A 22,982-nucleotide genomic window follows, 5' to 3' on the forward strand; every position below is an offset into this window, starting at 1 on the left:
GGGGCCCCTCACGGGCCGTGTCCGCAATGGACTCTGAGTCCCGCACGGACACGGCGGGCGAGGCTAGGCCGAAGCGTCCGCGCGCATCCGCTCGCGCAGGCTTTTCGGGCGCATGTCGGTCCACACCTCGTCGATGTGGTCGAGGCACTCCTGTTTCGGGCCGCGCTTCCCCTCGTACCGCCATCCCGCCGGCAGTTCGCGGTCGACCAGCCAGATCGAGTACTGCTCCTCGTCGTTGAGCACGACGCCGTAAGTGCGTTCGTCCTCGCTCATCCGGTCCTCCTCGTCCTCGCGCCGGGCACACCCGTCCCGTCGCGAGCCGAGCCTTCCCGCACGCACGGCGGCGCGACAGAGAAGAACGCGCAGCAACGCGCGCACCGTCCCGGCTCTGGGCCCGCCGTCGAAGAAAGTCCACCCTGGCGCCATGACCATGCCCGGCGACCTGCCGCTGTCCTTCTCGCAGGAAAGACTGTGGTTCCTCGACGCGTTGCGGCCCGGCGGGACCGAATACCTCCTCCCGCTGACGCTCCGGGTGCGCGGCAAGCTGGACGTGGCCGCGCTGAGCCGTTCGCTCGACGCGTTCGTCGCCCGGCACGAGGTGCTGCGGACGCGGTATCGCAGCCGCGACGGCGTGCCGGTTCAGGTGGTCAGGAAGCCGCAGCCGGTGCCGCTGCCGATCGAAGGCGTCACGGAAAGCGAACTGGACACTGTCGTCGCGGCCGAGCTGACCGTGCCCTTCGACCTCGCCACCGACCTGCCGCTGCGGGCCCGGCTGCTCCGCCTCGACGCGCGCGAGCACGTGCTGCTGATCGTCGTGCACCACATCGCGTTCGACGGCGCTTCTTGGGACGTCTTCGCCGCCGAACTCGCCGAGCTTTACCGCGCGTTCCACGCCGGAGCCCTGCCCGACCTGCCCGCGTTGCCGGTCCAGTACGCCGATTTCGCGCTCTGGCAACGGGAGGACGCCCAGACCCGGCTCGCGGGCCAGCTCGCCTACTGGCGCGAACGGCTCGCCGGACTGACCCCGCTGGAGCTGCCGGCCGACCGCCCCCGCGGGCCGGTGTGGGATCCGGCCGGGGCCGCCGTCCGGATCGAGGTCCCCGCCGCGCTCGCGGAAGCCCTCACCGCGCTGGGCCGGTCCCGCCGGGCGACGCCGTTCATGGTCCTGCTGGCCGTCTACCAGGTCTTTCTCGCCCGGCACACCGGCGGCACGGACATCGCCGTCGGCTGCCCGGTCGCCGGGCGCACCCCCGCCGAGGTCGAGGGACTGGCCGGCTTCTTCGTCAACACCCTCGTGCTGCGGGCCGATCTCGGCGGCGACCCGGCCTTCACGGCGTTCCTCGACCAGGTGGCCGGGACGGCCCTGGACGCCTTCGGCAACCAGGACGTCCCCTTCGACTGGCTCGTCGGCGAATTCGAACCGGACCGCGACCTGTCCCGCAATCCGCTGGTGCAAGCGTTCTTCGGCCTGCACGAGGTGCCCGGGGAGCGGTTCCGGCTGCCCGGGCTCGACGTCGAAGAGTCCGATGTGGACTGGACGGCCGCGTCGTTCGACCTCGGACTGCAGTTCGAACACCGCCCGGACGGTTCGCTGACCGGGACCCTCACCTACCCGACCGCCCTGTTCGAACCCGCCTCCGCGCGCCGGTTCGCCGCCCGCTTCCAGCGCCTGCTGGAAAGCGTCGCCGACAATCCGGCGCAGCGCCTGAGCGAACTGCGCCTGACCCCGGACGCGGAACTCGCTCTGCTGTCCGGCTGGGGCTCCGCGCCCGGCGATGAGGTGTCACCAGGCTGCTTCCCCGAGCTGTTCGCCCAGCAAGCGGCCGAAACCCCGGACCGCCTCGCCGTGCACTGCGGCGGCCGGGAACTGACCTACGCCCAGCTCGACGCGGCAGCCAACCGCCTCGCCCGATACCTCCGCAAGAGCGGGCTCGGCCCGGAATCGACGGTCGGCGTCTGCCTCGAACGGAGCGTCGACGCCGTGGTCGCACTGGTCGGCGTGCTGAAATCCGGCGCGGCGTACGTCCCGTTCGACCCGGCCAACCCTCCCGAGCGGCTCGCCTATCTCGTCGAGGACGCCCGCGCCGCCGCAGTCGTCACCGAGGAACGCTACGCCGGACTGTTCGCGGGCTGCCCCGTCGTCACCCTCGACGACACCGCTGAGACCTCTTCGGACAGTCCTGATTGGACGGTCGACCCGGACCATCTCGCCTACGTCATCTACACTTCCGGCTCGACCGGACGTCCGAAAGGCGTCCAGATCCAGCACGGCTCCTACGCCGAACACGCGCAGCTCATCGCCCGCGAGTACGGGATCACCGCGGCCGACCGGGTGCTCTCGCTCGCCTCGCTGGCCTTCGACGGCTCACTCGAGCAGATCGGTGCGCCCCTGCTCGCGGGCGCATCGGTGGTATTGAGCGATCCGCTGTTCTGGGAACCGGAGGAACTCGCCGACCAGCTCGGCCGGCACCGGATCACCAGCGTCAACCTGACCCCGGCCTACTACCGCGAACTGCTCGGCGTGCTCGCTCCGCGCGATCCGCGAGTCGCTCACCTGACCATGGTGAACGTCGGCGCGGACGTCGTGACCACCGAGGACGCCCGGCGCTGGCGCGAACTGCGATTGCCCGGCCGCTTCGTCGCTTGCTACGGCCCGACCGAGGCGACGATCTCCAGCATGCTGCAGTGGGCCGACGAGGCCGACCTCGACGCCCCCAGCCTGCCGATCGGCCGCCCGGTGGCCGCGACCAGCGCGTACATCCTCGACTCCGCCGGGCAGCCGGCACCGGTCGGCGTGCCCGGCGAACTGCACCTCGGCGGACTCCGCGTGGCGCGCGGCTACCTCCGCCGCCCCGGGCTCACCGCGGACAAGTTCGTGCCCGACCCTTGCTCGGCCGGCGCCCGGCTGTACCGCACCGGCGACCTCGCCCGCTTCCGCTCGGACGGGACGGTGGAGTTCCTCGGACGGCTCGACCGGCAGGTGAAGATCCGCGGCTTCCGGATCGAACTCGGCGAGATCGAAGCCGCCCTCGACGCGCATCCCGCGGTGCGCGCCGCTGCCGTGGTGGTGAAGGATCTGCCGGAGCGGACGTTGGTCGCTTATGTCGTCGCGGCTTCGGGTGAGCCGGATTTCGCCGCGCTGCGGGCGAGCCTGCGGTCGCAGCTGCCGGATTATCTGGTCCCGGCTCAGTGGGTCGCTCTCGCGGCGCTGCCACTGACGCCGAGCAAGAAGGTGGACCGCGCGGCATTGCCGGATCCGTCGGCTGAGAGCGCGGTACGAGCCGAGCCCGTCGCTCAGCCGTCGTCCGCGGTGGAGCACGCGCTGGCCGATATCTGGCGGGAAGTGCTGCGCGTGGAGGAAATCAGCGTCCACGACGACTTCTTCCGCATCGGCGGGCATTCCCTCCTGGCGACCCGGGTCCTCGCGCGGATCCGGAAGCAACTCGGCGTCCGGATCTCGCTTCGGGACCTCTTCGCCGCCCGCACGGTCGCCGAACTGGCCACAGTCATCGAACAAGCCTGAAACCGGTCGAGGAGGTGCAGCTGCACCTCCTCGACCGGTTTCAAGAGCATCAACTCAGCGCGTGCTCAACGTCCACATCGGACAGTCCGGCCACGTACTCCGTCACCGCCCGATGCACCTCGGCCGCCAGCAGCTCCACCGTCGACGCCTCGAAAACCGTGCTCACCGGCACCTCCACCGGGAACCGCTCCCCCAGCAACGCCACCACGCGGGTCGCCAGCAGCGAATGCCCGCCCAGGTCGGCGAAGAAATCGTCGTGGACGCCGACGCGCGGCAGGTCCAGCAATTCCCGCCACACCTCGGCGACAGCCTCCTCGACCGGCGTCCGCGGCGCGACGAACTCCGCCGCCGGCCCGGCCTCCTCCGGCTCCGGCAACGCGGCGCGGTCGACCTTGCCGTTGGGCGTGATCGGCAGCTCGTCGAGCCAGGACCACCGCGAGGGCACCAAATGCGCGGGCAGCCGGGCGAGCAGGAATTCCCGCAGCTCGGCCACCGCGGGCCGATCAGCCACCACGTGTGCCGCCAGAACCCGGTCGCCGCCGTCGCGTTCATACGGCACCACCACGGCCGACCGCACGAGCGGATGCGCCGTGAGCACCGCTTCCACCTCGCCCGGCTCGACCCGGAAGCCGCGGATCTTGACCTGCTGATCAAGGCGTCCGAAGAAGGCGAACGTCCCGTCCGGCCGGAGCGCGACCTCGTCGCCAGTACGGTAAAGCCGTCCGCCGGCCGAGTAAGGGTCGGGCACGAACCGCTCCGCAGTCAGCGCGGGGCGACGGAAATACCCCCGCGCGACGCCAGGACCGCCGAGCAGCAGCTCCCCCCGCTCGCCCGGCTCGACCGGCACCCCGTCGGCATCGGCGACGAAGGCGTGCGTGTTCGCGATCGGCTTGCCGACCGGGATCGGCCCGGCGGTGTCGGCGACCGTCATTCCCCTGTGCACGCAAGCGAAAGTGGTGCACTCGGTCGGGCCGTAGCCGTTGCTCATCTCGGCCCCGAGTTCTTCGATCACCCGCCGCGCCTGCACCGGCGGCACGACGTCGCCGCCCGCGATCACGTGCCGCACCCCGGCGAGCGCGGTGACCCGGTCGTCGACGACGTGCCCGAACAGCCCGGAGCTGAGCCACACCGTCGTGACCCCGAACCGGCGCACCGCCTCCTCCACCGTCGCCGCGGTCGGCACCCCCGGCGGCAACACAGCCAGCGCCGCGCCGGTGGCGAGGGCGCCCCACAACTCGAACGTCGAGACGTCGAAGCACAGCGACGTCAGGAGCAGAAACACTTCTCCCGCACCGAAATCGGCGAATCCGGAGCCGTGCACCAGCCGGACCACCCCGCGATGCGTCACCTGCACGCCCTTCGGCAGGCCGGTGGAACCGGAGGTGTACATCTGGTAGATCAGGTTGTCCGGCACCGCATTCACGACCGGCGGAGTGCTGGGCCATTCGCCGAGGTCGGCTTCGTCGGCGAGAACGACCGTCTGCGCGGCCTGGACCCGGTCCGCCAGCGCCCGTTCGGCGACCGCGACCGTCGCGCCGGAGTCGCCGAGCATGAACGCGAGCCGCTCGGGCGGATAACCCGGGTCGAGCGGGACGTAATAGCCGCCCGCCTTGAGGATTCCGAGCATCGCGACCAGCAGCGTCGTCCCGCGATCCAGGCACAGCGCGACCGGCGTCTCCGGCCCGATTCCCCGCGCTCGCAACAGATGCGCGAACCGGTTGGCGCGGCGGTCCAGCTCGCCGTAGTCCAGCCGTTCGTCGCCGTACAGCACCGCCGTGGCTTCCGGAGCCGCGGCGGCGCAGCGGGCGAACAGCTCGTGCACGCACAAATCGGGCAACGGCACGTCCGCGCCGCGTTCAGGCTGCATGGTCATGAAGGCGTCCTCCCGCGTCCAACGGTTCCGACTGGAGCATGACCAGGACCGCGGACCGGGGCCAGAGACGAACGAGCAGACATCCCCGCGGAGTCAGCGGCGCGCCCTGGGCAACGGCCTCCGGTATCCGAGCCACGCGCTCGACCCGAACAACCCGGCCAGCAGCGCCGCCGACGCCCCCAGCCACACCAGGTCGGCCGGCAGCGCGTCCGGATCCAGTTCGTCCGCGCGATGCGTCTTGACGATGCCCGCCCGGTCTTCGACCACGTCGACCGTCTTGCCGGCCTTCATCCGCGACTCCACCGACAGCTCCTCGGCCAGCAGCGTGCCGTCCGGCCGGTTGACCCGCGCGGAGCAGGCGGTGCCGCCCTTGACGTGATGGCATTCGGAGGACACCGCGATCGCGCTGTACCGGCTGCCGTCCGCCGCGAGGTAGCCGACCGCCGTCACCCCGACGCAGACCAGGTAGAACGCGGTCAGCAGGAAGCCTCCGACGAGGAACCAGCCGCGGCCGGAGAACATGAAGACCGCCGACGTCGCCAGTGCGGCGAGCAGGAGCCCGAAGAGCAAGCCCGCCGCGGCCGCCACCGAGCTGGTGCTGACGAATCCCACCGCCGCCGCGCCGCCGAGCACCAGGACGACGAGCCAGCACAGCCCCGCACGCAGCGCGACGACTCGACCGCTCGCCGGAGTCGTCTTCCGCGCGGAATCCCTTGCCACAGTGGGCTTTGTGGTGGACACGCCGGAATGATGACACGGCGGGGCCGCCGCCGTACCCGATTACGGACTACCGGCGAGCGTGATGCCCCTCGGCCGGAGCCCCGAAGAACGCTCGCACCGGCACCAGCAACCCGGCCAGCGACAGCACGATGAACACGATCTGGTGCACGTGATCAGTGCCCGGAGGCAGCCGGAAGATCAGGTGCGCGAGCCAGAACACCGGGTAGAACCACAGCGCGAACCACGCCCACCGCTCGCCCGCGCGGAACGGGATGACCGCGGTCAGCCCGCCGAACAGCCCGAGCCCGGCGGTGGCGAGCGCGTCGGTGCGGTAGAGCAGCGCGTCCCCGGCGGGCGGCGCGACGGCGACCACGATCCCGAAACCGAGGATCCCCGCGCTGACCACCGCGAGGCAGATCCAGCCGATCCGCATCGGCGCGCCGCTGTTCATCCGGCGAATTTACTCCGCTTCGGCCGGTTCCGGGCCGTACAGTCGCCGCTCTTCCGGAGGGGACGCAAGGCAGTCGCTTCGTATCGGCGCGCCGGGGTTCGTGCGGCGGAAGTGCTCGCCCTTCAGCCTGAGCACCGGCTCCAGCACGACATGAACCGGTCGATCCGCACCAGCGCACCGCTATCCGCCCGGCGAACCCGCGCCCCAAGCCCGGTTCGCTCAGCCGCCGCCCGCCGAAAAGCGCTAAGCCAGCCGTTCACCCGCCAACGCGGAACAACCCAGCCAATCCACCACAAATCCGCCCAGCGGGCTCAACCCCGCCCGAACTAACCTCACTCCGACGGCAACGCACAAGCCAGCCGATGCAGCGCCTTCTTCACCGCCGCAACCGACATTCCCCGCTCATGCCGCTGATTCTGGTACAGATCAGGCGCCAACGGAGCCAGCAGCACATCCGGCAGCGCCTCGTCCCGCAACCCGGCTTCCCGCACCTGCGCGGCCACGAAAACCCGCCAGAACGCGTACGCGCCGGTCTGGTACCGCCGAGCCCCCGTCTCCGCGCCCAGCGCCAACGGCAGATGCCGCTCCAGCAGATCGATCATCGCGTCGTAAAACGCGACCAACCGTTCCCGGGGCGCAGCACCCGGCCCGAGCGGCGGCGGTCCGGACAGCATCGCCTCCTGCAACCGGCGCTCGTGTTCGTCCAGCAGCGCGACCGCCACCGCGGCGACGCTGTCGTAGCGCCGATAAAGCGTGCCCCGGCCGACCCCGGCCGCCGCCGCCAGGTCGCCCATCGTGATGTCCGGGCCTTTCGCGGCGAACAGGTCCTCGGCCGCGGCGAGGATCCGCCGCCGGTTCGCCGCGGCGTCCGCTCGTTCGGTGACTGGCTTGCCGTTCACCCCGTCACTGTATCTGGACAGCGTGTCCGGATCGAGTACAGTCATAAGCGGACACAGTGTCCACATGACCGAGATGGGGGCAGACCATGCACTCGTTCACGCTCGCCGGCCGCACCGTGGACCGGATCGGCTACGGGACCATGCAGCTCGCCGGGCCGAAAGCCCTGGGCGGACCGGCCGATCCGGAGCGCGCCAAGGCCGCCGTCCGCGCCGCTGTCGACGCGGGCATCCGGCTGATCGACACGTCCGGCTACTACGGGCCCGAGACGGCCAACCGCCTGCTCGCCGAGGCGCTCCGGCCGTACCCGGAAGACCTGCTCATCGCCACCAAGGTCGGCGCGCGCCGCAGTCCCGACGGCGGGTTCCTCGCCGACGCCGCCCCGGAGGCGGTCAAGGCCGCGGTCCGGGACAACCTCAGACAGCTTGGCGTCGAACGGCTTCCGTTGGTGCACGCCAGGTTCATGCCCGACAGCACGGTGCCGTGGGCGGACACCGTCGGCGCGCTCGCCGAACTCCGCGAGGAGGGCCTGCTCGAACACGTCGGCGTCTCGAACGTCACTCGCGACCTGCTGGACCAGGCGCGTGCGGTCACGACGATCGCGTCGGTGGAGAACGAGCACCACGTCGGGCACTCCGGCGGCCGGGACGTCCTGGACGCCACCACCGCCGCCGGGATTCCGTATCTGGCGTTCCGTCCGCTCGGCAACGGAGCACTCGCCGGCGCGAAGTCGCCGCTGACCGAACCTGCCGCGCGGCTTGGCGTTTCGGCGGCCACGCTGGCCCTCGCCTGGCTCTTGGACCTCGCGCCCAACCTCGCTGTCATCCCGGGCACGAGCAACCCAGACCACCTTGCCGACCTCGTCGCCGCGCGGGAACTCGCCATCCCCTCGGCCGTCCGCGCCGCGCTCGACGAGGCCTGACGATGGGCTGGATCGCCGTGTTCACGGCCGGGCTGCTCGAAATCGCCTGGGCGCACAGCATTCGCCTCGCCGACGGCTTCGCCAAACTCGTCCCGACGCTCGTCTGCGGCGCGCTCACCGTCCTCGTGCTGTACGTGCTGAACCTCGGCATGAAGACGGTTCCGGTCGGGTCGGCGTACGCGGTGTTCGTCGGGATCGGCGCGGTCGGGACGGCTGTCGTCGGGATCTTCTGGCTCCGCGAACCGGTCAGCCTGCCGCGGATCCTCGCGCTCGCGCTGATCGCCGGCGGGGTCGTCCTGCTTCAGCTGACGTCACGGACCGCGTAACGGCCGAGCCGGTCCCGGAACAAGCCGCCGGGCCCGGGACCGGCTCCCCCGAAGTTCCGCGGCCCGGAACCGCTTCAGCCCATCGGGCATCACCCGTCTGCCAGGATCGTCCACGGACTGTCGCCCGCCGTCATCCTCCCGTGTCCGCGGCGGCATCGTTCGTGCCCCGGCGACCGGCGCGCGAACACCCCGCAAGGGTGGCTTCCTAGGCCAGAAGAGGCACGCCGAACGGTTCCCGCCAGCCCGCGAGTGAATTCCCGCTAATCGTCTTGTCCGGGGAAAAGAATTCTCGCTAGCCTCGGACCCCGAGGGAGAAATGCCGACCGCCCCGCGCCAGCCGGGAGCGGGACGGCGCAGTTCACCGCGCGCCGACCGGAAATTGCGGTCCGAAAAGGGAGTACATGATGACGTCTGTTGCCCGTCCGGTTGCCCGCACCGCGTATCAGCAGTCGGTCGCCGACTACTGGAATGCCGAAAAGGATCCGGTCAACCTGCGCCTCGGCGACGTCGACGGGCTTTACCACCACCACTACGGCATCGGCGAGTACGACCCGTCCGTTCTGGACGGACGCGGGGAAAAGCGCGACAAGGCGATCATCGCCGAAATGCACCGGCTGGAGACCGCGCAGTCGCAGTTCCTGTTGCAGCACCTCGGGGACATCGAGCCCACCGCGCGGCTGCTCGACGCCGGCTGCGGGCGGGGCGGCACGAGCGTGCAGGCGCACCAGCGGTTCGGCTGCCGGGTGGACGGGATCTCCATTTCCGAGCAGCAGGTCGAATTCGCCAATGAACAGGCGCGGCTGCGCGGAATAGACGGAGCGGTGCGCTATCACCTCCGGAACATGCTCGACACCGGATTCGAAAGCGGCGATTTCGCCGGGATCTGGAACAACGAAAGCACGATGTACGTCGATCTGCACGAACTCTTCGCCGAACACGCGCGGCAGCTCGCCCCGGGCGGCCGATTCGTCACCATCACCGGCTGCTACAACGATCTGACCGGCGGGCGTTCGCGCGCGGTGAGCCAGATCGACCAGCATTACATCTGCAATATCCACGCCCGCGGCGACTATTTCAAGGCGCTGAGCGCCAACGGGTTCGTCCCGATCAGCGTCGTGGACCTCACCGAGGCGACGATCCCGTACTGGGAGCTGCGCGAGCAGTCGTCCGTCGCGACCGGCATCGAAGGGCCGTTCCTGACCGCCTATCGCGAGGGCAGCTTCCACTACCTGCTCATCGCCGCCGACCGCGTCTGACCGGGCGGGACGGCATGTCCGGAATCGCAGCGGTCCGCCCGGACCTCGCGTTCGCAGGCCCGTTCGGCCTCGGCACCTCGGCGGCCCGGATCGCCGAGCAGTTCGCGCCGCGGTCCGAGCCGCCGCGCGGCCAGGATCCGGCGTACGCGGAACGGGAATGGGGCGACGGCAGTGCGTCGCCGCTGTACTGCCCGGCCGTGCGGCGGGTGGACGAGCCGCTCGCCGAGGAGGTCGACCGGCGGCTCGTGGCGTGGGCGGCGGACTGCGGGTTCGAGGGCGAGGGGCTGGACCAGATCGCGCGGGCCACGCTCGGCAGGCTCGTGATGCTCGCCCACCCGGACTCCTCCGATCCCGACCGCCTCCTGATCGCCGCGCAGCTCAACGCCGTGTGGTGGGCGGCCGACGACTACTACGCCGACGACAGCGCCCTCGGCGCCTCGCCGACCGAACTCCCGCCGCGGCTGGCGCTGGTGATGGCCGCGATGGACCCGGTCGCGCCCGCGGGCGAGTTCTCCGAGCCGCTGGAGGAAGCGCTGCGGGCGGATCCGATCCGGGTCGGGTTCCGTTCCGCGGTCGACCATCTGGGCAGGCACGGTTCGCCGGTGCTGGTCCAGCGGGTCTGCTATTCGACGTTCGCGATGTTCGTCAGCTGGGGCGCCTACGCCGCGTGGCGCCACACCGGCCGCTATCCCCCGGCCTGGGAGTACCTGGCGGCACGCCAGCACGACAGCTTCTACACCTCGATGACCCTCATCGACGCCGTCGGCGGGTACGAACTGCCCGCGCCGTTCTACTACGACCCGCGCGTGCGGGAGGCGATGATGCGCGCGGGCACCGCGACGGTCCTGGTCAACGACCTCCATTCGGTGGCCAAGGACGCCGCCGACGAGAACCCGGTCTGCAACATGGTGCTGCAGATCGCCGCCGACCGGAACTGCCCGGTCTCCGAGGCGGTCGAGGCCACGGTCGCGCTGCACAACAAGATCGTGCGCGAGTTCGAGGAGGGGCATCGGGCCCTGCTCTCGATCCCGTCGCCGGAACTGCAGCGCTTCCTCGCCGGCGTCCGCGACTGGATGGGCGGCGGCTTCGAATGGCACGCCACGAACCCTCGCTACCGCTCCTGATCCCAGACTCCTGAGCCAAGCCAACGTTCCCCAGACAAGGTGGTTTCGCTGTGACTGTCACCGATCCGGTCGACTCCGCGGACGTGGAAGACCGGGAACCCTTGAGCCTAGGCCGCGCGGCGGCGCGGCAGCTGGCCACGACCACGAAGTCCGTCCCGCAGATGCAGGGCATCAGCACGCGGTGGCTGCTGAAGGTGCTGCCGTGGGTCGAGGTCTCCGCGGGCACGTACCGCGTCAACCGGCGGCTGTCCTACACCGTCGGCGACGGCCGGGTCACGTTCGTGACCAGCGGCTCCGAGGTCCGGGTCATCCCGCCCGAGCTCGGGGAGCTCGCGCCGCTGCGCGGATTCGACGACGAGGCGGCGCTGGCCGAGCTCGCCGGGCGGTTCGCCCAGCGCGAGTACCAGCCGGGCGACGTGCTGGCCGAATTCGGCAGCCGCGCCGACCAGGTGTTCCTTGTCGCGCACGGCAAAATCACGAAGGCGGGCGTCGGAGCCTACGGCGATCAGACCGTGCTCGGCACGCTCGTGGACGGCGACTACTTCGGCGAGAACGTGCTCGTCAGCGCGGACGGGATCTGGGAGTTCACCACCAAGGCGGTCACCGCGGTGACCGTGCTGACGTTGTCGCGCCAGGAGTTCGAAGGCGTGCTGAACCGCTCGGACTCGCTGCGCGAGCACCTCGATGCCTTCGTCGCGGGCGGGGACACGGCCCGCAACGAACACGGCGAGGCCGAGATCGCCCTCGCCGCCGGGCACGACGGCGAACCGCAGCTGCCGGGCACCTTCGTCGACTACGACACGTCCCCGCGCGAGTACGAGCTGAGCGTCGCGCAGACCGTGCTGCGGGTCCACAGCCGGGTCGCCGACCTCTACAGCGAGCCGATGAACCAGACCGAGCAGCAGTTGCGGCTCACCGTCGAGGCGCTGCGGGAACGGCAAGAGCACGAGCTGGTCAACAACCCCGACTTCGGCCTGCTGAACAACGCCGACTTCGACCAGCGGGTGCCGACCCGCACCGGCCCGCCGACGCCGGACGATTTCGACGAGCTGCTTTCGCTGGTGTGGAAGGACCCCGGGTTCTTCCTCGCGCACCCGAAGACGATCGCCGCGTTCGGGCGGGAATGCAGCAAGGCCGGGATCTACCCCGGCTCGGTCGACCTCGGCGGCCACCAGGTGCCCGCGTGGCGCGGCGTGCCGATCCTGCCGTGCAACAAGATCCCGGTCACCGAGACCCGCACCAGCTCGGTCCTGCTGATGCGGACCGGCGAGCAGGCACAGGGCGTCGTCGGGCTGCACCAGACCGGGCTGCCGGACGAGTACCAGCCGGGCCTCAACGTGCGGTTCATGGGCATCAGCGAGCAGGCCATCCTGTCCTACCTGGTCTCGGCCTACTATTCCGCCGCCGTCCTCGTGCCGGACGCGCTCGCCGTGCTGGAAGCCGCCGAAATCGGCCGGGAGGGCTGAGCCCGGTGCCGATCACGCAGCAACAGGAGCAGCTCTCCCTCGGCGTCAAGGCGGCCCGCACCCTCGCCACGACCACCAAGTCGCTGCCGCAGATGCGCTCGATCACCCCGCGGTGGCTGCTGTCGCAGCTGCCGTGGGTCGAGGTGCCCGGCGGCAGCTACCGGGTCAACCGGCGGCTCGCCTACACCGTCGGCGACGGCAAGGTGAGCTTCTTCCAGACCGGGGCGCAGGTGCAGGTCGTCCCCCTCGAACTGACCGAGATCGAGCTGCTGCGCGGGTTCGCCGACGAGGCTGCGCTCGGCGCGCTGGCCGACGCGTTCGAACAGCGCGAGTACGAGGCGGGCAGCACGCTCGTCTCCGCCGGGGACTCGCTGGACCAGCTCGTGCTCATCGTGCACGGCAAGGTCACCCGGCACGGCGAGGGACAGTACGGCGCGGAAACCCACCTGGGCACCGACACCGACGGCGACCATTTCGGCGGCGAACTCCTCGCCGCCGACGACGCCACCTGGGGTTTCACCGCCCGCGCCGCGACGAGGGTGGTCGCGCTGGTGCTGCCCGGCGGCTCGTACGCCCGGCTCAACGGCAGGCTCGATTCCCTGCGCGCGCACGTCGCGCAGGCCGCTTCCCGGCCGCGGAAACCGCAGAACCGCAAGGGAGAGGCGAGCATCGACCTTTCCGCAGGCCACGACGGCGAACCGGTCCTCGCCGGCACGTACGTCGACTACGAGCCCTCGCCGCGCGAGTACGACCTCGCGGTGGCGCAGACGGTCCTGCGGGTGCACAACCGCGTCACCGATCTCTACAACGACCCGATGAACCAGTTCGAGCAGCAATTGCGGCTCACCGTCGAGGCATTGCGGGAACGGCAGGAACACGAGCTGGTCAACAACCCGGATTTCGGCCTGCTGCACAATGCCGACCTCAAATCCCGGATCACCACGCGCACCGGTCCTCCGACGCCGGGCGATCTGGACGAACTGCTCTGCCGCCGGCGCAAAACGCGCCTGTTCCTCGCGCATCCGAGGGCGATCGCGGCGATCGGGCGGGAATGCACGAAGGCCGGCGTTTATCCCGAGCCGGTCGTGGTGGACGGGAAACGCGTCACCGCGTGGCGCGGGGTCCCGATCCTGCCGTGCGAAAAAATCCCGGTCAGCGAGGCGGGCACCACCTCGGTGCTCGCGATGCGCACCGGGGAAGACGACGCGGGCGTCATCGGATTGCGGCCGAAATCCCTCGCCGACGAATACCGGCCGGGATTGAACGTGCGGTTCATGCACATCGACGACCGCGCTGTGTCGTCCTATTTGGTCAGTGCCTATCACTCCGTCGCGGTCCTCGTCCCGGACGCGCTGGGGATCCTCGACGACGTCGAGGTCGCCCGGGCTTGAGCGCGGGTCTGGGTTGCGTGCCACGTCGATGCTCGCCGGGAGCGCACTGCTTCCGGCGAGCATCGACGTTTCAGCGGAGGATCTGCTTGCCAGGCAAGCGAACTTCCAGGGCACGGCAACGCTCGCCGGAAGCAACAGCCCCGGCGAGCGTCGACGTCTCAGCGGAAGATGTGCTTCTCCGGCAAGCGAACCGTCACGAACCCGTTGGCGAAGTTCTGCTCCACCTGTGCGGATTCCTGAGCGTCCGGCATCGCGTTCTTGCACGTGATTCCCGGCCCGTGCCCGGACATCAGCTCCGAGCAGGGTCCCTCGTAATGGTCGGGAAGGCCGAGGTTGTGGCCGATCTCGTGGGCGATGATCCGGGTCGGGTCGTTGCCCTCGGCGACCTGCTGGGTGTCGATGTAGATGTCGCCGGTGCCGTGCCCGTCGGTCTGGGTGTAGGACCCGCCGCCGGTGGTTTCGTGCATGATGATGGTCGCGGAACCGCCGCTGTTCAGATGGACGTTGTGCACCGAGCTGTTCCAGTTCGCCGCGGCCTGGGTGGCTTCGGCCTGGTAGTCGGGCAATCCGCTGGCGTCGTAGTACAGCTCCACCGCGTCCAGCGGCGCGGCGGCGGCCGTCCCGACTCCGGTCAGCGGCAGCACCAACGCGGCGGCCGCGCCGGCGGCCAGCCGGCCAAAGCGTTGCAAGGTCATGGTTTTTCCTCTCCGAAGGAGGGTTTCCGGGACAGGGTTCAGCTTCCGATCTGCTGCTGGATCCACGACATGTACTGGGCGATGCCGGTGTAGAGGGTGGTGGTGGCGCATTCGCCGCCGTTGTCGCCGGGGCCGTGGGTTTCGCCTACCAGCGTCCAGTTCCCGGTGGTGCCGACGATCGCGGGGCCGCCCGAATCGCCGTGGCACGCGGAATGCCCGTAGTCGCCGGAGATGCAGACGTCGCCCGCACCGCCGCCGCCCGCCGCGCACGCGCTGCTGTCGAGCACCTGAAGGTCGATCTGCTGCAGGGTTTGCGCCGTCTGGCAGTTGGGCCAGCTCGTGCAGCCCCAGCCGAGCAGCCGCGCGCCCGTTCCCGGCGACGGGTTGCTCTGCGCCATCGCGACCGGCGCCGACTGGGCGGGCTGGCTCAGGTGCATCATGGTGAGGTCGGTGCCGTCGTCGGTGATCACGTTGTCGATCTGGCCGACCTCGCCCGCGTTGATGTCGATGGCGCCGATCCGCGCCGTCGAGGCCTGGCCGCAGTGGTTCGCCGTGATGATCCACTGGGGCGCGACGAGGCTTCCGCCGCAGCCGTTGTCCAGCGACACCATGAACGAGTAGGTTTCGCTGGCGTCGCTGCCTCCGATGATGGCCGGCTGCGCCGCGACCGCCGGTGCGGCCACTCCGAACAGCAGGGCAGCCGCGCCCATCACCGCCAGCATTATTTTCCGCATCTCTTTCCCTTCCATAGCAACCAATCCCGCCAATCGCGGGAGAGGCAGGAGTTCGGCCGGGGATACGGCCGGGGGGACCACTTTCGCGGGCGCCGGGCCCGCTATGGAAACCACAGAGTCCCAGGGCCGCCGGAGTCCGAACACCGTCGAAAGGAGGGATACGCCCCGGACGCCGAACCGTGCGCGGCGGCACGAACGTCGATTACCGGGATGAACCGAACGCGGAATAAGGCGTTCCGGTTGGGCGTCCGCGCTGTTCAACGAGCCGCTAATGGATCGGATGCGGCGAGTTCGGACTTCCGTTCAGCGGACGGGCCCCGCCGCTGGACAGCAAAGCCGAACGGGATTCGCGACTTTCGTGGGTATAAGCGATTGCCAAGGATCCCTAAACTGCGAATTGCGCCCGCATTAGCTGACCGCGGTGCGCCATCGTCCTATTCGCAAGAAACGGAGATGTGCATGATCCCAGCACTCAGTCAAAGACACGGCGGACGCGGCGGTATCGCCTTCGCCGCGGCGGTTCTGGCCGCTGGATCAGTTTTCGCCGCCTCGGGCGTCGCGGCCGCCCAGCCCTCGACGGCACCGCTGAACGCGAGAGCCGCGACCGCCATGTCCGCCAGCATCGCGAAGTCGCTCGGCGACCGCACCGTGGGCTCGTACTACGACCAGGCCGCTTCGCGCCTGACCGTCACCGTCACCGACCAGGCCGCCGCCGACCAGGTCCGCGCGGCCGGCGCGACGCCGAAGTTCGTGAAATACCGTGCGTCCCAACTGAAAGCCGTCACCTCGGAACTCGCCCGCACCGCCAGCGTCCCCGGCACCGCGTGGCGCGTCGACCCGCGAACCGGACAGGTGCTCGTCACCGCCGATTCGTCCGTCACCGGAGCCAAACTCGCGCAGGTGACCGGCGCCGTGCACCGCTTCGGCGACAAGGCGCGCTTCGCCCAGACGAAGGGCAAACTGCGCCCGCTGATCAGCGGCGGCGACGCGATCTGGGGCCAGGGCCTGCGCTGCTCGCTGGGCTTCAACGTGCACACCTCGAGCGGCCAGCCCGCGATCCTGACCGCCGGACACTGCGGCGTGGCCACGAACGACTGGTGGGCAGACCAGGGCAACTCGCAGCACATCGCCAGCACGTCCGGAGCGAACTTCCCCGGCACCGACTATTCGTACGCCACCTACGACTCCGGCGTGGACGCCCCGAGCGCCATCAACACCGGCCAGCAAATCACCGCCGCGGGCGACGCGACGGTCGGCGAAACGGTCACCCGGAGCGGCTCGACGACCGGCGTCCACGACGGCCAGGTCACCGCGCTCAACGCCACGGTGAACTACCAGGAAGGCGCGGTGAACGGCCTGATCGACACCACCGTCTGCGCCGAACCCGGCGACAGCGGCGGCTCGCTCTTCGACGGAGCCACCGCACTGGGCCTCACCTCCGGCGGCAGCGGAGACTGCAACTCCGGCGGAGAAACCTTCTTCCAGCCAGTCCCCGCGGCCCTGAGCGCCTACGGTCTGGTTCTGCCGTAAACCCTTTCCCCGCCTGGGGTTCTGTCGGCTGTGAGGGGAACCCTGAGGGACTCTGATTCCCCCAGGGTTCCCCTCACGACCTTCGGCTGGTTGTGAAGAGGCCCCTCGCGACTCTCGGGTCGTGAGGGGCCTTCGCGTACGTAGGTTCCCGGCGGCCGGTTGGGTGGCAGGGCTAGCGGCCCAAGCGGCATTGGGGTGGGCCGGTCGGTGATTCAGGCGAGGCCGGTCGACGATGGGGCGGGCTGGTCGATGATCGGGCCGGGTCGGCCATTGATCGACGCCGGGCCGGCCGACGTTGGGGCAGAACAGGTCAGCGATCGGGGCCGGTCCGCCAGTAATCGAGGCGGGGCCGGTCGATGATCGAAGCCGGGGCCGCCAGTGATTGAGACGGGCCGGTCGACGACCGAAGCGGGACCGATCGGTCATCGAGGCCAGGCCCGCCAGTGCTTGAGGCGGGCTGGTCGACGGCGAGGGCGGGACCGGCCAACGATTGAGGCCGGGCCGGTCAATAAAAGCTTCCGTGAGGGAACCACCCCGCCAGCCACGCCGCCCAGTCATCCCGCCCACGAACCCACCCACCCAACCGCAGCAGACGCACCCAACTCCCCCAGCGCAGCCACACCCCCCGCACCCCGATACGAAGCCAAAAACACGGCGCGGGGGTGCTTGTCAAGGCATCTTGCCCAAACCCTGAAACTGACACACTTTCACCCGTTTGGCTCACGAAACCGGGTTTTCCCAGGTCCACAGGTTGCCAGGCGCGCCTAACAGCCGACCTCGGGGCGGATCAGGCGTGCATGGTCTCCACGGGTTCGCCGAAGACCAGACGGTCATGCCGCTTGCAGAGAAGCCGCGTCTTGCGGCGCTTGCCGGGCAGCCTCTCGCCGCTAACCGCGGGTTGCCGACAGAGCCAGCAGAACCCGCCGTTGACGCTGACCCGTTGAACCCCACCTCGCGAATAGCATCGCCGCTCATTTCCTAATGGTCGCCTCGGACAACGGTCGCGCGCAGTCCGCGCCACCCGACCGAATTACCGAAGTTCTTCTCCCATGATCGTTTAAGTACCTCGTTTGCGCAGGTAGGAGGTCTTTTTTCTGCTTTCCGGGTAGGGTCGCGCGCACCCAGCCAGGGGGTTCCCTGGTGTTGACCCGGACAGTAGTGAAGGGACCCGAAAAGTGGTTCATGGAAATCGCGGGGCTGAAGCGCGCCCGAAATCAGACGAGGCGGAGGCGGTGCCGGTCGGAGGCCACCAGCGCCGCAGGAGCCGGGTAGTTCTGGCGGTGCCGTCGCGGTCCGAGAAGGCAGGCCCGGCCCCGGTCGTTGCCGAGGCTGTTCACACCTACCGGGTGGAGCTGTCTATGGAGGACCCGAGCCTCGTGTTCGTCGCGCTCGTGGAGGTGCCAGGCCCGGACGAGGCGGCGAAGGCCGCCGGCCTGCGGCTTCGCGAGATCGTCAAGGACGGGCATTTCATCACGCACTTCCACACGACGCTCGTGGACGAGGAGTCGGTTCTCCCTGCGCAGAGGCGGGGGGCCGAGGCGTGATCAACGGTGAATTGCAGTCGGGCGAGAAGGTCGTCCCGGCCAAACTTCTGCGCGAGTGGGGCATCGTCTTGCCGACCGGATGGACGGTGACGATCCGGCCGGATCGGTTCGACCTGGGCCGGAGCCCGCTGGACTTCGACCCCGGGGTGTATTCGGCGCACGACTATGCCGCGTTCCTCGCGAGGCGCTTGACGTTCGTCGTCGTGACGGCCGAGGTGCGCGAGGGCAAAGGGAATCTGGCGAACGTCGAGGTCGACGGCATCGCGTGGCGGCAAACCGAACCGCGGTTCCTGCATGTCGGCTACGCCGACGTGGACGCGCTCCTGTCCGAGGGCGACCGCCGGGAACTGGTGGTCGACGCTGTGGCAGCGGCGGAGCGGGAGGCAGGCCGGTGAACGGCGACAGACCTGTGCTCTACGGATTGAAGGCGCTGGTCCTGCGGCCATGGAACGGCACACAGCCGATCCCGGACCGAGTGATCAGCGGCGACCCCAAGGTCCGCGAGGTGTATCTCGTGGGCGACAGGGTCCCGCGCACGTATCCCGTGTACCCGGACAAGCCGATGGTGGTCCTCGGCGAGACGTGGCCGGGAGAACCGGTCGCGCGTCCGGCGAATCCGTGTCCCAGCAACTGCAACGGCTACATGGCCAGCGGCGCGTACATCGTCCAGACCGGCTGCTTCGACGGCTGGTACACGCTGTTCGGGCATGTGCTCCCGATCCCCCTGCACGACTACACCGAGAAGAAGCGGGTGTCGTGATGGCGACTGTGTACCGCAGGATCACGCCGGACAACTACGCCGCCGCTCTGGCCGAGGCCGAAGCCGCCGTGCCGCCCGCCGAGGCGAAACGGGATCGGCTGAAGCAAGCGTACGACCAGCGGGTCGCCCCGCGCTCGGAGGCCGAGACCGATCCGGCCAGCGCGTTCCGTCGCAGGACGTCGGGTCAGGCCAGGAAAGCGGAGAAGAAGTTCGAGCTGGACATGGAGGCGTACAAGGCATACGAGGCCGCGGAGCGGGAGTACAAGCTCTGCGCCTCGCGGGCGTTGCGGCTGCGCCAGTCGGCCCCGGTGCCCTACACCGAGGAACAGTTGCGGACGGCGGTGGCCGTGCGCACGGAAGATGGCTGGTTCAAGCTGCTGAAGGTCAACAAGGTGACGGTCGGCGTCGATGCCGGGTTCCCGTGGCCGCACAAGATCCGGCGCGAACTGGTGCTCGAAGTCAAGGCGGCCGCTCCCGAGCCGGAGGAAGACGACGCTTCCGGCCCGGACATGCCGACCGGCGACGAGGCCGAGGAAGTCCGGCGCGCGGTGTCGATGTTAGAGGCTGCGGCGGACTGCGAGGGCGACGACGCCGAGCACGATGCGGCCGTCGCCCTGGCGCGAGCGGCGCTGAACCTGGCCGACACCGTCGAACCGGGCGGCCCCGCCGGGGAGGTCTCCGATGACCAGTGAGCCGGATTTCGCCGAGGTGGGCCGGAAGGCATTCCTCGCGGGCGAACCCGCTGCCCCCGCGCTCAACGCTGTCGTCCGCGAGGCGATCAAGGACATGGCGGTCGGCACCGGAGCGGCGGACATCATGCTCGCGTTCCAGAAGGGATGGACCCAAGCCTGCATCGCAGCCGGGATCACAGTCCACTTCGGATCGCCGGTCAGCCCCGGGGACACCGCGTGCCCAAGCAGGGCGGCCGACCCGGCCCTGACCGACGACCCGCGCGCGGTGACGTGCGAGTCCTGCCGGGACTCCGAGGACTGGACCGCGTACGCCGAGATAGCCGAACTCACTGACATGCTGCCCGAGGCGACGGAGACCGAGCCGGACCGCATCGCGATCCTCCGGGAGGTGCTAGACAAGTTCACGATGCGCAAGATCGACGGCGTGCCGATCGATCCGCAGACCGCGAACGCGATCCTCACCGTGTACGACGCGGACGCGGTCAAGGCCATGCCGGAGTTCCGGGAGAAGTTCGCCGCGCTCCCGATCCTGCGGATGGCCGGAGTGGCGTGGCGGCTCGTGTCCTGACCACGCTCTGAGAGCAACGGAGGGGTCCCGGCCTACCGGCCGGAACCCCTCCCACTGAGTGCATATTTCTACGGTTATTCATCCGAGTCAACTATCCGACCTGCGCAATCATTTGTCGACGAACTATCCGTACATTCAATGCATCTAAAAGACCGCGCATCACCCATAGATTCAAGGCAGGTCAAGGATCAATCTGGGTAGATAGATATTGGAGTTCCTGAGAGTTGTCACCCTTGACAGACAGGGCCTCTAGGTAGCGCTCACCTGCGGATCAGCAGGCTCAACGCCGTGTTTATCACTCGTCCGGAGTATCTGCCGTATCGCCCATTCGACTAGCGAGCCGCGAAATGTCAGAGAGCGGTTGACGGGGTCGACGGGCAATGCATAGGCTGGCTCGCCAGAACCCCGTTGGTCCGGATCCACCGCGCACCCCGCAGATGCCCGCTCCTGCCTTCGCTGCGCCCCTGAATGAATGGAGGGCAGTTCGCCATGACGGTCTCCGTGCGCGTTCGCGACCTGCCGGCGTTGGCTGAGCAGGTCAACGCGGCAGGCAGCCAGCGATGGCTCGCGAGCAGGATCGGGATCAGCCCGACCGCGATCAACCTGTTGATGCAGGGCAAGCGGACCACGGTCCGGGTGAACACCGCCGCCGGTATCGAGGACGCGCTCGAGGCACCACGCGGTTCGTTGTTCGTGTTCACCGACCTCGATCTGGTCGGCCCGTACGCCCGCGACGAAGCGGACGCGGCATGAGCACGGCCTCGAATCGCGAGTGGACAGGGCGGTTCTTCGCCGAGCGCGGCCAGACGATGACCGGCGAAACCTGGGCCGCGATCGAGACCAATGTGGACGCTGCGCCACCGATACCTGAGGTCGTTCTCGCTCGTGCTGCGGCGGTGATCCGGCCCGTTCCTCCGCCTGCCGATGCCCCGAGCGCGCGGGGCGGCTCCCAACGCCCGCGTTCCCGGCAGGCGACGCGCGCGGCCTGACCAGCGCACAGGCCGCGCAGGCGTGCCCGCACCGCAGTGAGCGCCCCCGCTCCTGCGGGCGGGCCGCCATTCCCACCTTCTCCTCACCGAGAGGCAATCCACCATGGGCGAACGCCCTTCGCATGCCCAAACCGTCCGCGCCGCCGTGGTCGAAGCACCGCTGTGGCTGTTCTGGCGGCTGGCCTACGGCCTCGACCGAGCCTGGAACGGCACACGCGGCCAGGTCGGCTCCGCCGCCCGCAACTACCGCGAATCCCCGACCGTGCAACGACGCCTGGTCCTGCTCTCGGCTGCACAGACGGTGCTGCTGCTCGGGCTGGCCGTCCTCGCCGTCCTGCTGCTCGCCTGAAAGGCCGTTCGATGACCTCCGCAGAACCACCCGACATCGCCGCGATGCGCGACCAGCAGGACCCGGACACCCCGCTGTTCAACGACCTCATCTCCGAGCGCGACCCCGAGATCGTCGACGGTCTCGGACGCGGGTGGCCCCCGGCGGCTAGTCCGCCTGACGACCGCCCGGACGACGAACCGGAACCGGATGAGGCGGACGACGCCGAGCCCGCCGCGAGTCCCGGCGCGGAGCCGGAACCGCAGGAGGACGAACCCGCAGAACCGCCCGGCGACGCGTCGGAGCCCGACCCCGACCCTGCTCCATCGCTCGCCGAGTAGGCCCCGGTCCCCACCGGCCGTTCATCCGTCTCGCGCCACCCGGAGAGAAACAGATGCAACCCGATCCGCCCCGGCCTTCCCGCGTCGTTCGGCTCGATGCCGAGAAAGACCGCGTCCAGCAACTCCTCCGACGTTGGCGCACGATCAGCTCCGACCAGGGACGGGCAAAGAGCGAGTTGCAGGGCATCGAGGCCGAACTCGATGCCCTGCTCGGAGACGCCGACGTCGGCACCCTCAACGGCCAACCGGTCGTCGAACGCCGGGCCAAGAAACGGCCCCCGATCGACGTCGGCCGCTTGCTCCGCGACCACCCCAAGCTGGCGGACAAGTACCGGAGCACTGAGGGCAACACCGAATTGAAGTTTCCCCGCCAAACAAAGGACCGCCCCTCGTGACCCCTCTCAGCGTCCGCACCGAACAGGATGTTCGGCGGTGACCGCCACGGAGGTCAACGGGATCCCCGTGGTTTCGGACGAACCGCGTCGCGCCCCGTTCTCCGACAACGGCGGGAGGCCGGTCTTCCAACGGCAAACCCGCGTTCTCACCCTCGCCGACGGCACCACGACCTACGGGTGCCTGCACTGCGACTACACGAAGCCGAACCCGAACTCGATCCGGCCGCACCTGATCAAGCACAAAGACCGCAAGTCCACCGGCACGACGCCCGAGCCGCTGGACCTGCCGCTGTCGGAACTCATGGAACGGCTGAAGAAACTCGACCAGATCACCGAGGACAGGGACGCGTGGAAGACCCGCGCCCAGACCGCGGAACGCCGTCTCGCCCAGCTCCGCAACGCCCTCGGCGTGTCCGCGTAAGCGCACCGGGAAAAACCTCAGCCACGAAAGGAGAAT

At 69.5% G+C, this 22,982-nt stretch carries 26 protein-coding genes; 19 read left to right on the top strand and 7 right to left on the bottom strand.

Annotation, left to right across the window (positions count from 1 at the left end; translation table 11 throughout):
* Nucleotides 1-63: 63 nt before the first annotated feature.
* Nucleotides 64-273, bottom strand: a complete 210-nt coding sequence (locus ACZ7OI_RS10075; protein ID WP_344272636.1) for an MbtH family protein — start codon at nucleotides 271-273, stop codon at nucleotides 64-66.
* Nucleotides 274-424: 151 nt separating this feature from the next.
* On the opposite strand from ACZ7OI_RS10075, the gene ACZ7OI_RS10080 reads away from it, so the two are divergent.
* Nucleotides 425-3,523, top strand: coding sequence for an amino acid adenylation domain-containing protein (locus ACZ7OI_RS10080; protein ID WP_470263819.1), 3,099 nt, complete (start codon nucleotides 425-427; stop codon nucleotides 3,521-3,523).
* Nucleotides 3,524-3,572: 49 nt separating this feature from the next.
* Here the strand turns inward: ACZ7OI_RS10080 and ACZ7OI_RS10085 are convergent, their stop codons facing one another.
* The 4 genes from ACZ7OI_RS10085 to ACZ7OI_RS10100 form a co-directional block, all read right to left on the bottom strand.
* Nucleotides 3,573-5,396, bottom strand: coding sequence for an amino acid adenylation domain-containing protein (locus ACZ7OI_RS10085; protein WP_470263820.1), 1,824 nt, complete (start codon nucleotides 5,394-5,396; stop codon nucleotides 3,573-3,575).
* A gap of 93 nt (nucleotides 5,397-5,489) precedes the next feature.
* Nucleotides 5,490-6,137 carry a hypothetical protein gene (locus ACZ7OI_RS10090; protein WP_470263821.1) on the bottom strand — a complete coding sequence of 216 codons (648 nt, stop codon included), beginning with the start codon at nucleotides 6,135-6,137 and terminating at the stop codon, nucleotides 5,490-5,492.
* Between the two features lie 46 nt (nucleotides 6,138-6,183).
* Complete coding sequence (locus ACZ7OI_RS10095) at nucleotides 6,184-6,567, bottom strand: hypothetical protein (protein ID WP_470263822.1); 384 nt, start codon at nucleotides 6,565-6,567, stop codon at nucleotides 6,184-6,186.
* Nucleotides 6,568-6,899: 332 nt separating this feature from the next.
* Entirely contained in the window at nucleotides 6,900-7,511 is a 612-nt protein-coding gene (locus tag ACZ7OI_RS10100) for a TetR/AcrR family transcriptional regulator (RefSeq protein WP_470263823.1), read from the bottom strand.
* A gap of 41 nt (nucleotides 7,512-7,552) precedes the next feature.
* On the opposite strand from ACZ7OI_RS10100, the gene ACZ7OI_RS10105 reads away from it, so the two are divergent.
* The 6 genes from ACZ7OI_RS10105 to ACZ7OI_RS10130 all read left to right on the top strand — a co-directional run bounded on the left by ACZ7OI_RS10105 (nucleotide 7,553) and on the right by ACZ7OI_RS10130 (nucleotide 13,949).
* Nucleotides 7,553-8,386: an aldo/keto reductase gene (locus ACZ7OI_RS10105; RefSeq protein WP_470263824.1), complete on the top strand. Its 834-nt coding sequence runs from the start codon at nucleotides 7,553-7,555 to the stop codon at nucleotides 8,384-8,386.
* Nucleotides 8,387-8,388: 2 nt separating this feature from the next.
* The gene (locus ACZ7OI_RS10110) at nucleotides 8,389-8,712 is read left to right on the top strand and encodes a DMT family transporter (RefSeq protein ID WP_470263825.1); all 324 of its coding nucleotides are present in this window, start codon (nucleotides 8,389-8,391) and stop codon (nucleotides 8,710-8,712) included.
* Between the two features lie 404 nt (nucleotides 8,713-9,116).
* The gene (locus ACZ7OI_RS10115) at nucleotides 9,117-9,968 is read left to right on the top strand and encodes a geranyl diphosphate 2-C-methyltransferase (protein ID WP_470263826.1); all 852 of its coding nucleotides are present in this window, start codon (nucleotides 9,117-9,119) and stop codon (nucleotides 9,966-9,968) included.
* 14 nt (nucleotides 9,969-9,982) lie between these two features.
* Nucleotides 9,983-11,092: a family 2 encapsulin nanocompartment cargo protein terpene cyclase gene (locus ACZ7OI_RS10120; RefSeq protein ID WP_470263827.1), complete on the top strand. Its 1,110-nt coding sequence runs from the start codon at nucleotides 9,983-9,985 to the stop codon at nucleotides 11,090-11,092.
* Nucleotides 11,093-11,142: 50 nt separating this feature from the next.
* Nucleotides 11,143-12,558: a family 2B encapsulin nanocompartment shell protein gene (locus tag ACZ7OI_RS10125; protein WP_470263828.1), complete on the top strand. Its 1,416-nt coding sequence runs from the start codon at nucleotides 11,143-11,145 to the stop codon at nucleotides 12,556-12,558.
* A complete protein-coding gene (locus ACZ7OI_RS10130) occupies nucleotides 12,555-13,949 on the top strand; it encodes a family 2B encapsulin nanocompartment shell protein (RefSeq protein WP_470264310.1) in 1,395 nt (464 codons plus the stop codon). Before ACZ7OI_RS10125 ends, ACZ7OI_RS10130 begins: the two co-directional genes overlap by 4 nt.
* 158 nt (nucleotides 13,950-14,107) lie before the next feature.
* Here ACZ7OI_RS10130 and ACZ7OI_RS10135 read toward each other — a convergent pair whose 3' ends face one another.
* Nucleotides 14,108-14,644 carry a snapalysin family zinc-dependent metalloprotease gene (locus ACZ7OI_RS10135; protein WP_470263829.1) on the bottom strand — a complete coding sequence of 179 codons (537 nt, stop codon included), beginning with the start codon at nucleotides 14,642-14,644 and terminating at the stop codon, nucleotides 14,108-14,110.
* Nucleotides 14,645-14,682: 38 nt separating this feature from the next.
* The gene (locus ACZ7OI_RS10140; RefSeq protein WP_470263830.1) at nucleotides 14,683-15,393 is read right to left on the bottom strand and encodes a S1 family peptidase; all 711 of its coding nucleotides are present in this window, start codon (nucleotides 15,391-15,393) and stop codon (nucleotides 14,683-14,685) included.
* 444 nt (nucleotides 15,394-15,837) lie between these two features.
* Here ACZ7OI_RS10140 and ACZ7OI_RS10145 point away from each other — a divergent pair, with 444 nt between their 5' ends.
* The 12 genes from ACZ7OI_RS10145 (at nucleotide 15,838) to ACZ7OI_RS10200 (ending at nucleotide 22,946) form a co-directional block, all read left to right on the top strand.
* Nucleotides 15,838-16,908, top strand: coding sequence for a S1 family peptidase (locus tag ACZ7OI_RS10145; RefSeq protein WP_470263831.1), 1,071 nt, complete (start codon nucleotides 15,838-15,840; stop codon nucleotides 16,906-16,908).
* A gap of 1,358 nt (nucleotides 16,909-18,266) precedes the next feature.
* On the top strand, nucleotides 18,267-18,452 hold the full coding sequence (locus ACZ7OI_RS10150; RefSeq protein ID WP_470263832.1) for a hypothetical protein: 186 nt from the start codon (nucleotides 18,267-18,269) through the stop codon (nucleotides 18,450-18,452).
* Nucleotides 18,449-18,847: a hypothetical protein gene (locus tag ACZ7OI_RS10155; RefSeq protein ID WP_470263833.1), complete on the top strand. Its 399-nt coding sequence runs from the start codon at nucleotides 18,449-18,451 to the stop codon at nucleotides 18,845-18,847. Before ACZ7OI_RS10150 ends, ACZ7OI_RS10155 begins: the two co-directional genes overlap by 4 nt.
* The gene (locus ACZ7OI_RS10160; protein WP_470263834.1) at nucleotides 18,844-19,212 is read left to right on the top strand and encodes a hypothetical protein; all 369 of its coding nucleotides are present in this window, start codon (nucleotides 18,844-18,846) and stop codon (nucleotides 19,210-19,212) included. Before ACZ7OI_RS10155 ends, ACZ7OI_RS10160 begins: the two co-directional genes overlap by 4 nt.
* Complete coding sequence (locus tag ACZ7OI_RS10165) at nucleotides 19,212-19,904, top strand: hypothetical protein (RefSeq protein WP_470263835.1); 693 nt, start codon at nucleotides 19,212-19,214, stop codon at nucleotides 19,902-19,904. Before ACZ7OI_RS10160 ends, ACZ7OI_RS10165 begins: the two co-directional genes overlap by 1 nt.
* Nucleotides 19,894-20,472, top strand: a complete 579-nt coding sequence (locus tag ACZ7OI_RS10170; RefSeq protein WP_470263836.1) for a hypothetical protein — start codon at nucleotides 19,894-19,896, stop codon at nucleotides 20,470-20,472. Before ACZ7OI_RS10165 ends, ACZ7OI_RS10170 begins: the two co-directional genes overlap by 11 nt.
* A gap of 489 nt (nucleotides 20,473-20,961) precedes the next feature.
* Nucleotides 20,962-21,225 carry a helix-turn-helix domain-containing protein gene (locus tag ACZ7OI_RS10175; protein ID WP_470263837.1) on the top strand — a complete coding sequence of 88 codons (264 nt, stop codon included), beginning with the start codon at nucleotides 20,962-20,964 and terminating at the stop codon, nucleotides 21,223-21,225.
* Complete coding sequence (locus tag ACZ7OI_RS10180) at nucleotides 21,222-21,461, top strand: hypothetical protein (protein ID WP_470263838.1); 240 nt, start codon at nucleotides 21,222-21,224, stop codon at nucleotides 21,459-21,461. The genes ACZ7OI_RS10175 and ACZ7OI_RS10180 overlap by 4 nt, the downstream gene beginning before the upstream one ends.
* Before the next feature lie 103 nt (nucleotides 21,462-21,564).
* Nucleotides 21,565-21,810, top strand: a complete 246-nt coding sequence (locus ACZ7OI_RS10185) for a hypothetical protein (RefSeq protein WP_470263839.1) — start codon at nucleotides 21,565-21,567, stop codon at nucleotides 21,808-21,810.
* An 11-nt stretch (nucleotides 21,811-21,821) separates the two neighbouring features.
* Nucleotides 21,822-22,130, top strand: coding sequence for a hypothetical protein (locus ACZ7OI_RS10190; RefSeq protein WP_470263840.1), 309 nt, complete (start codon nucleotides 21,822-21,824; stop codon nucleotides 22,128-22,130).
* A 176-nt stretch (nucleotides 22,131-22,306) separates the two neighbouring features.
* The gene (locus tag ACZ7OI_RS10195; protein WP_470263841.1) at nucleotides 22,307-22,525 is read left to right on the top strand and encodes a hypothetical protein; all 219 of its coding nucleotides are present in this window, start codon (nucleotides 22,307-22,309) and stop codon (nucleotides 22,523-22,525) included.
* Nucleotides 22,526-22,562: 37 nt separating this feature from the next.
* On the top strand, nucleotides 22,563-22,946 hold the full coding sequence (locus tag ACZ7OI_RS10200) for a hypothetical protein (protein ID WP_470263842.1): 384 nt from the start codon (nucleotides 22,563-22,565) through the stop codon (nucleotides 22,944-22,946).
* Nucleotides 22,947-22,982: the final 36 nt, after the last annotated feature.

This window comes from Amycolatopsis sp. NPDC114503 (assembly GCF_055633655.1).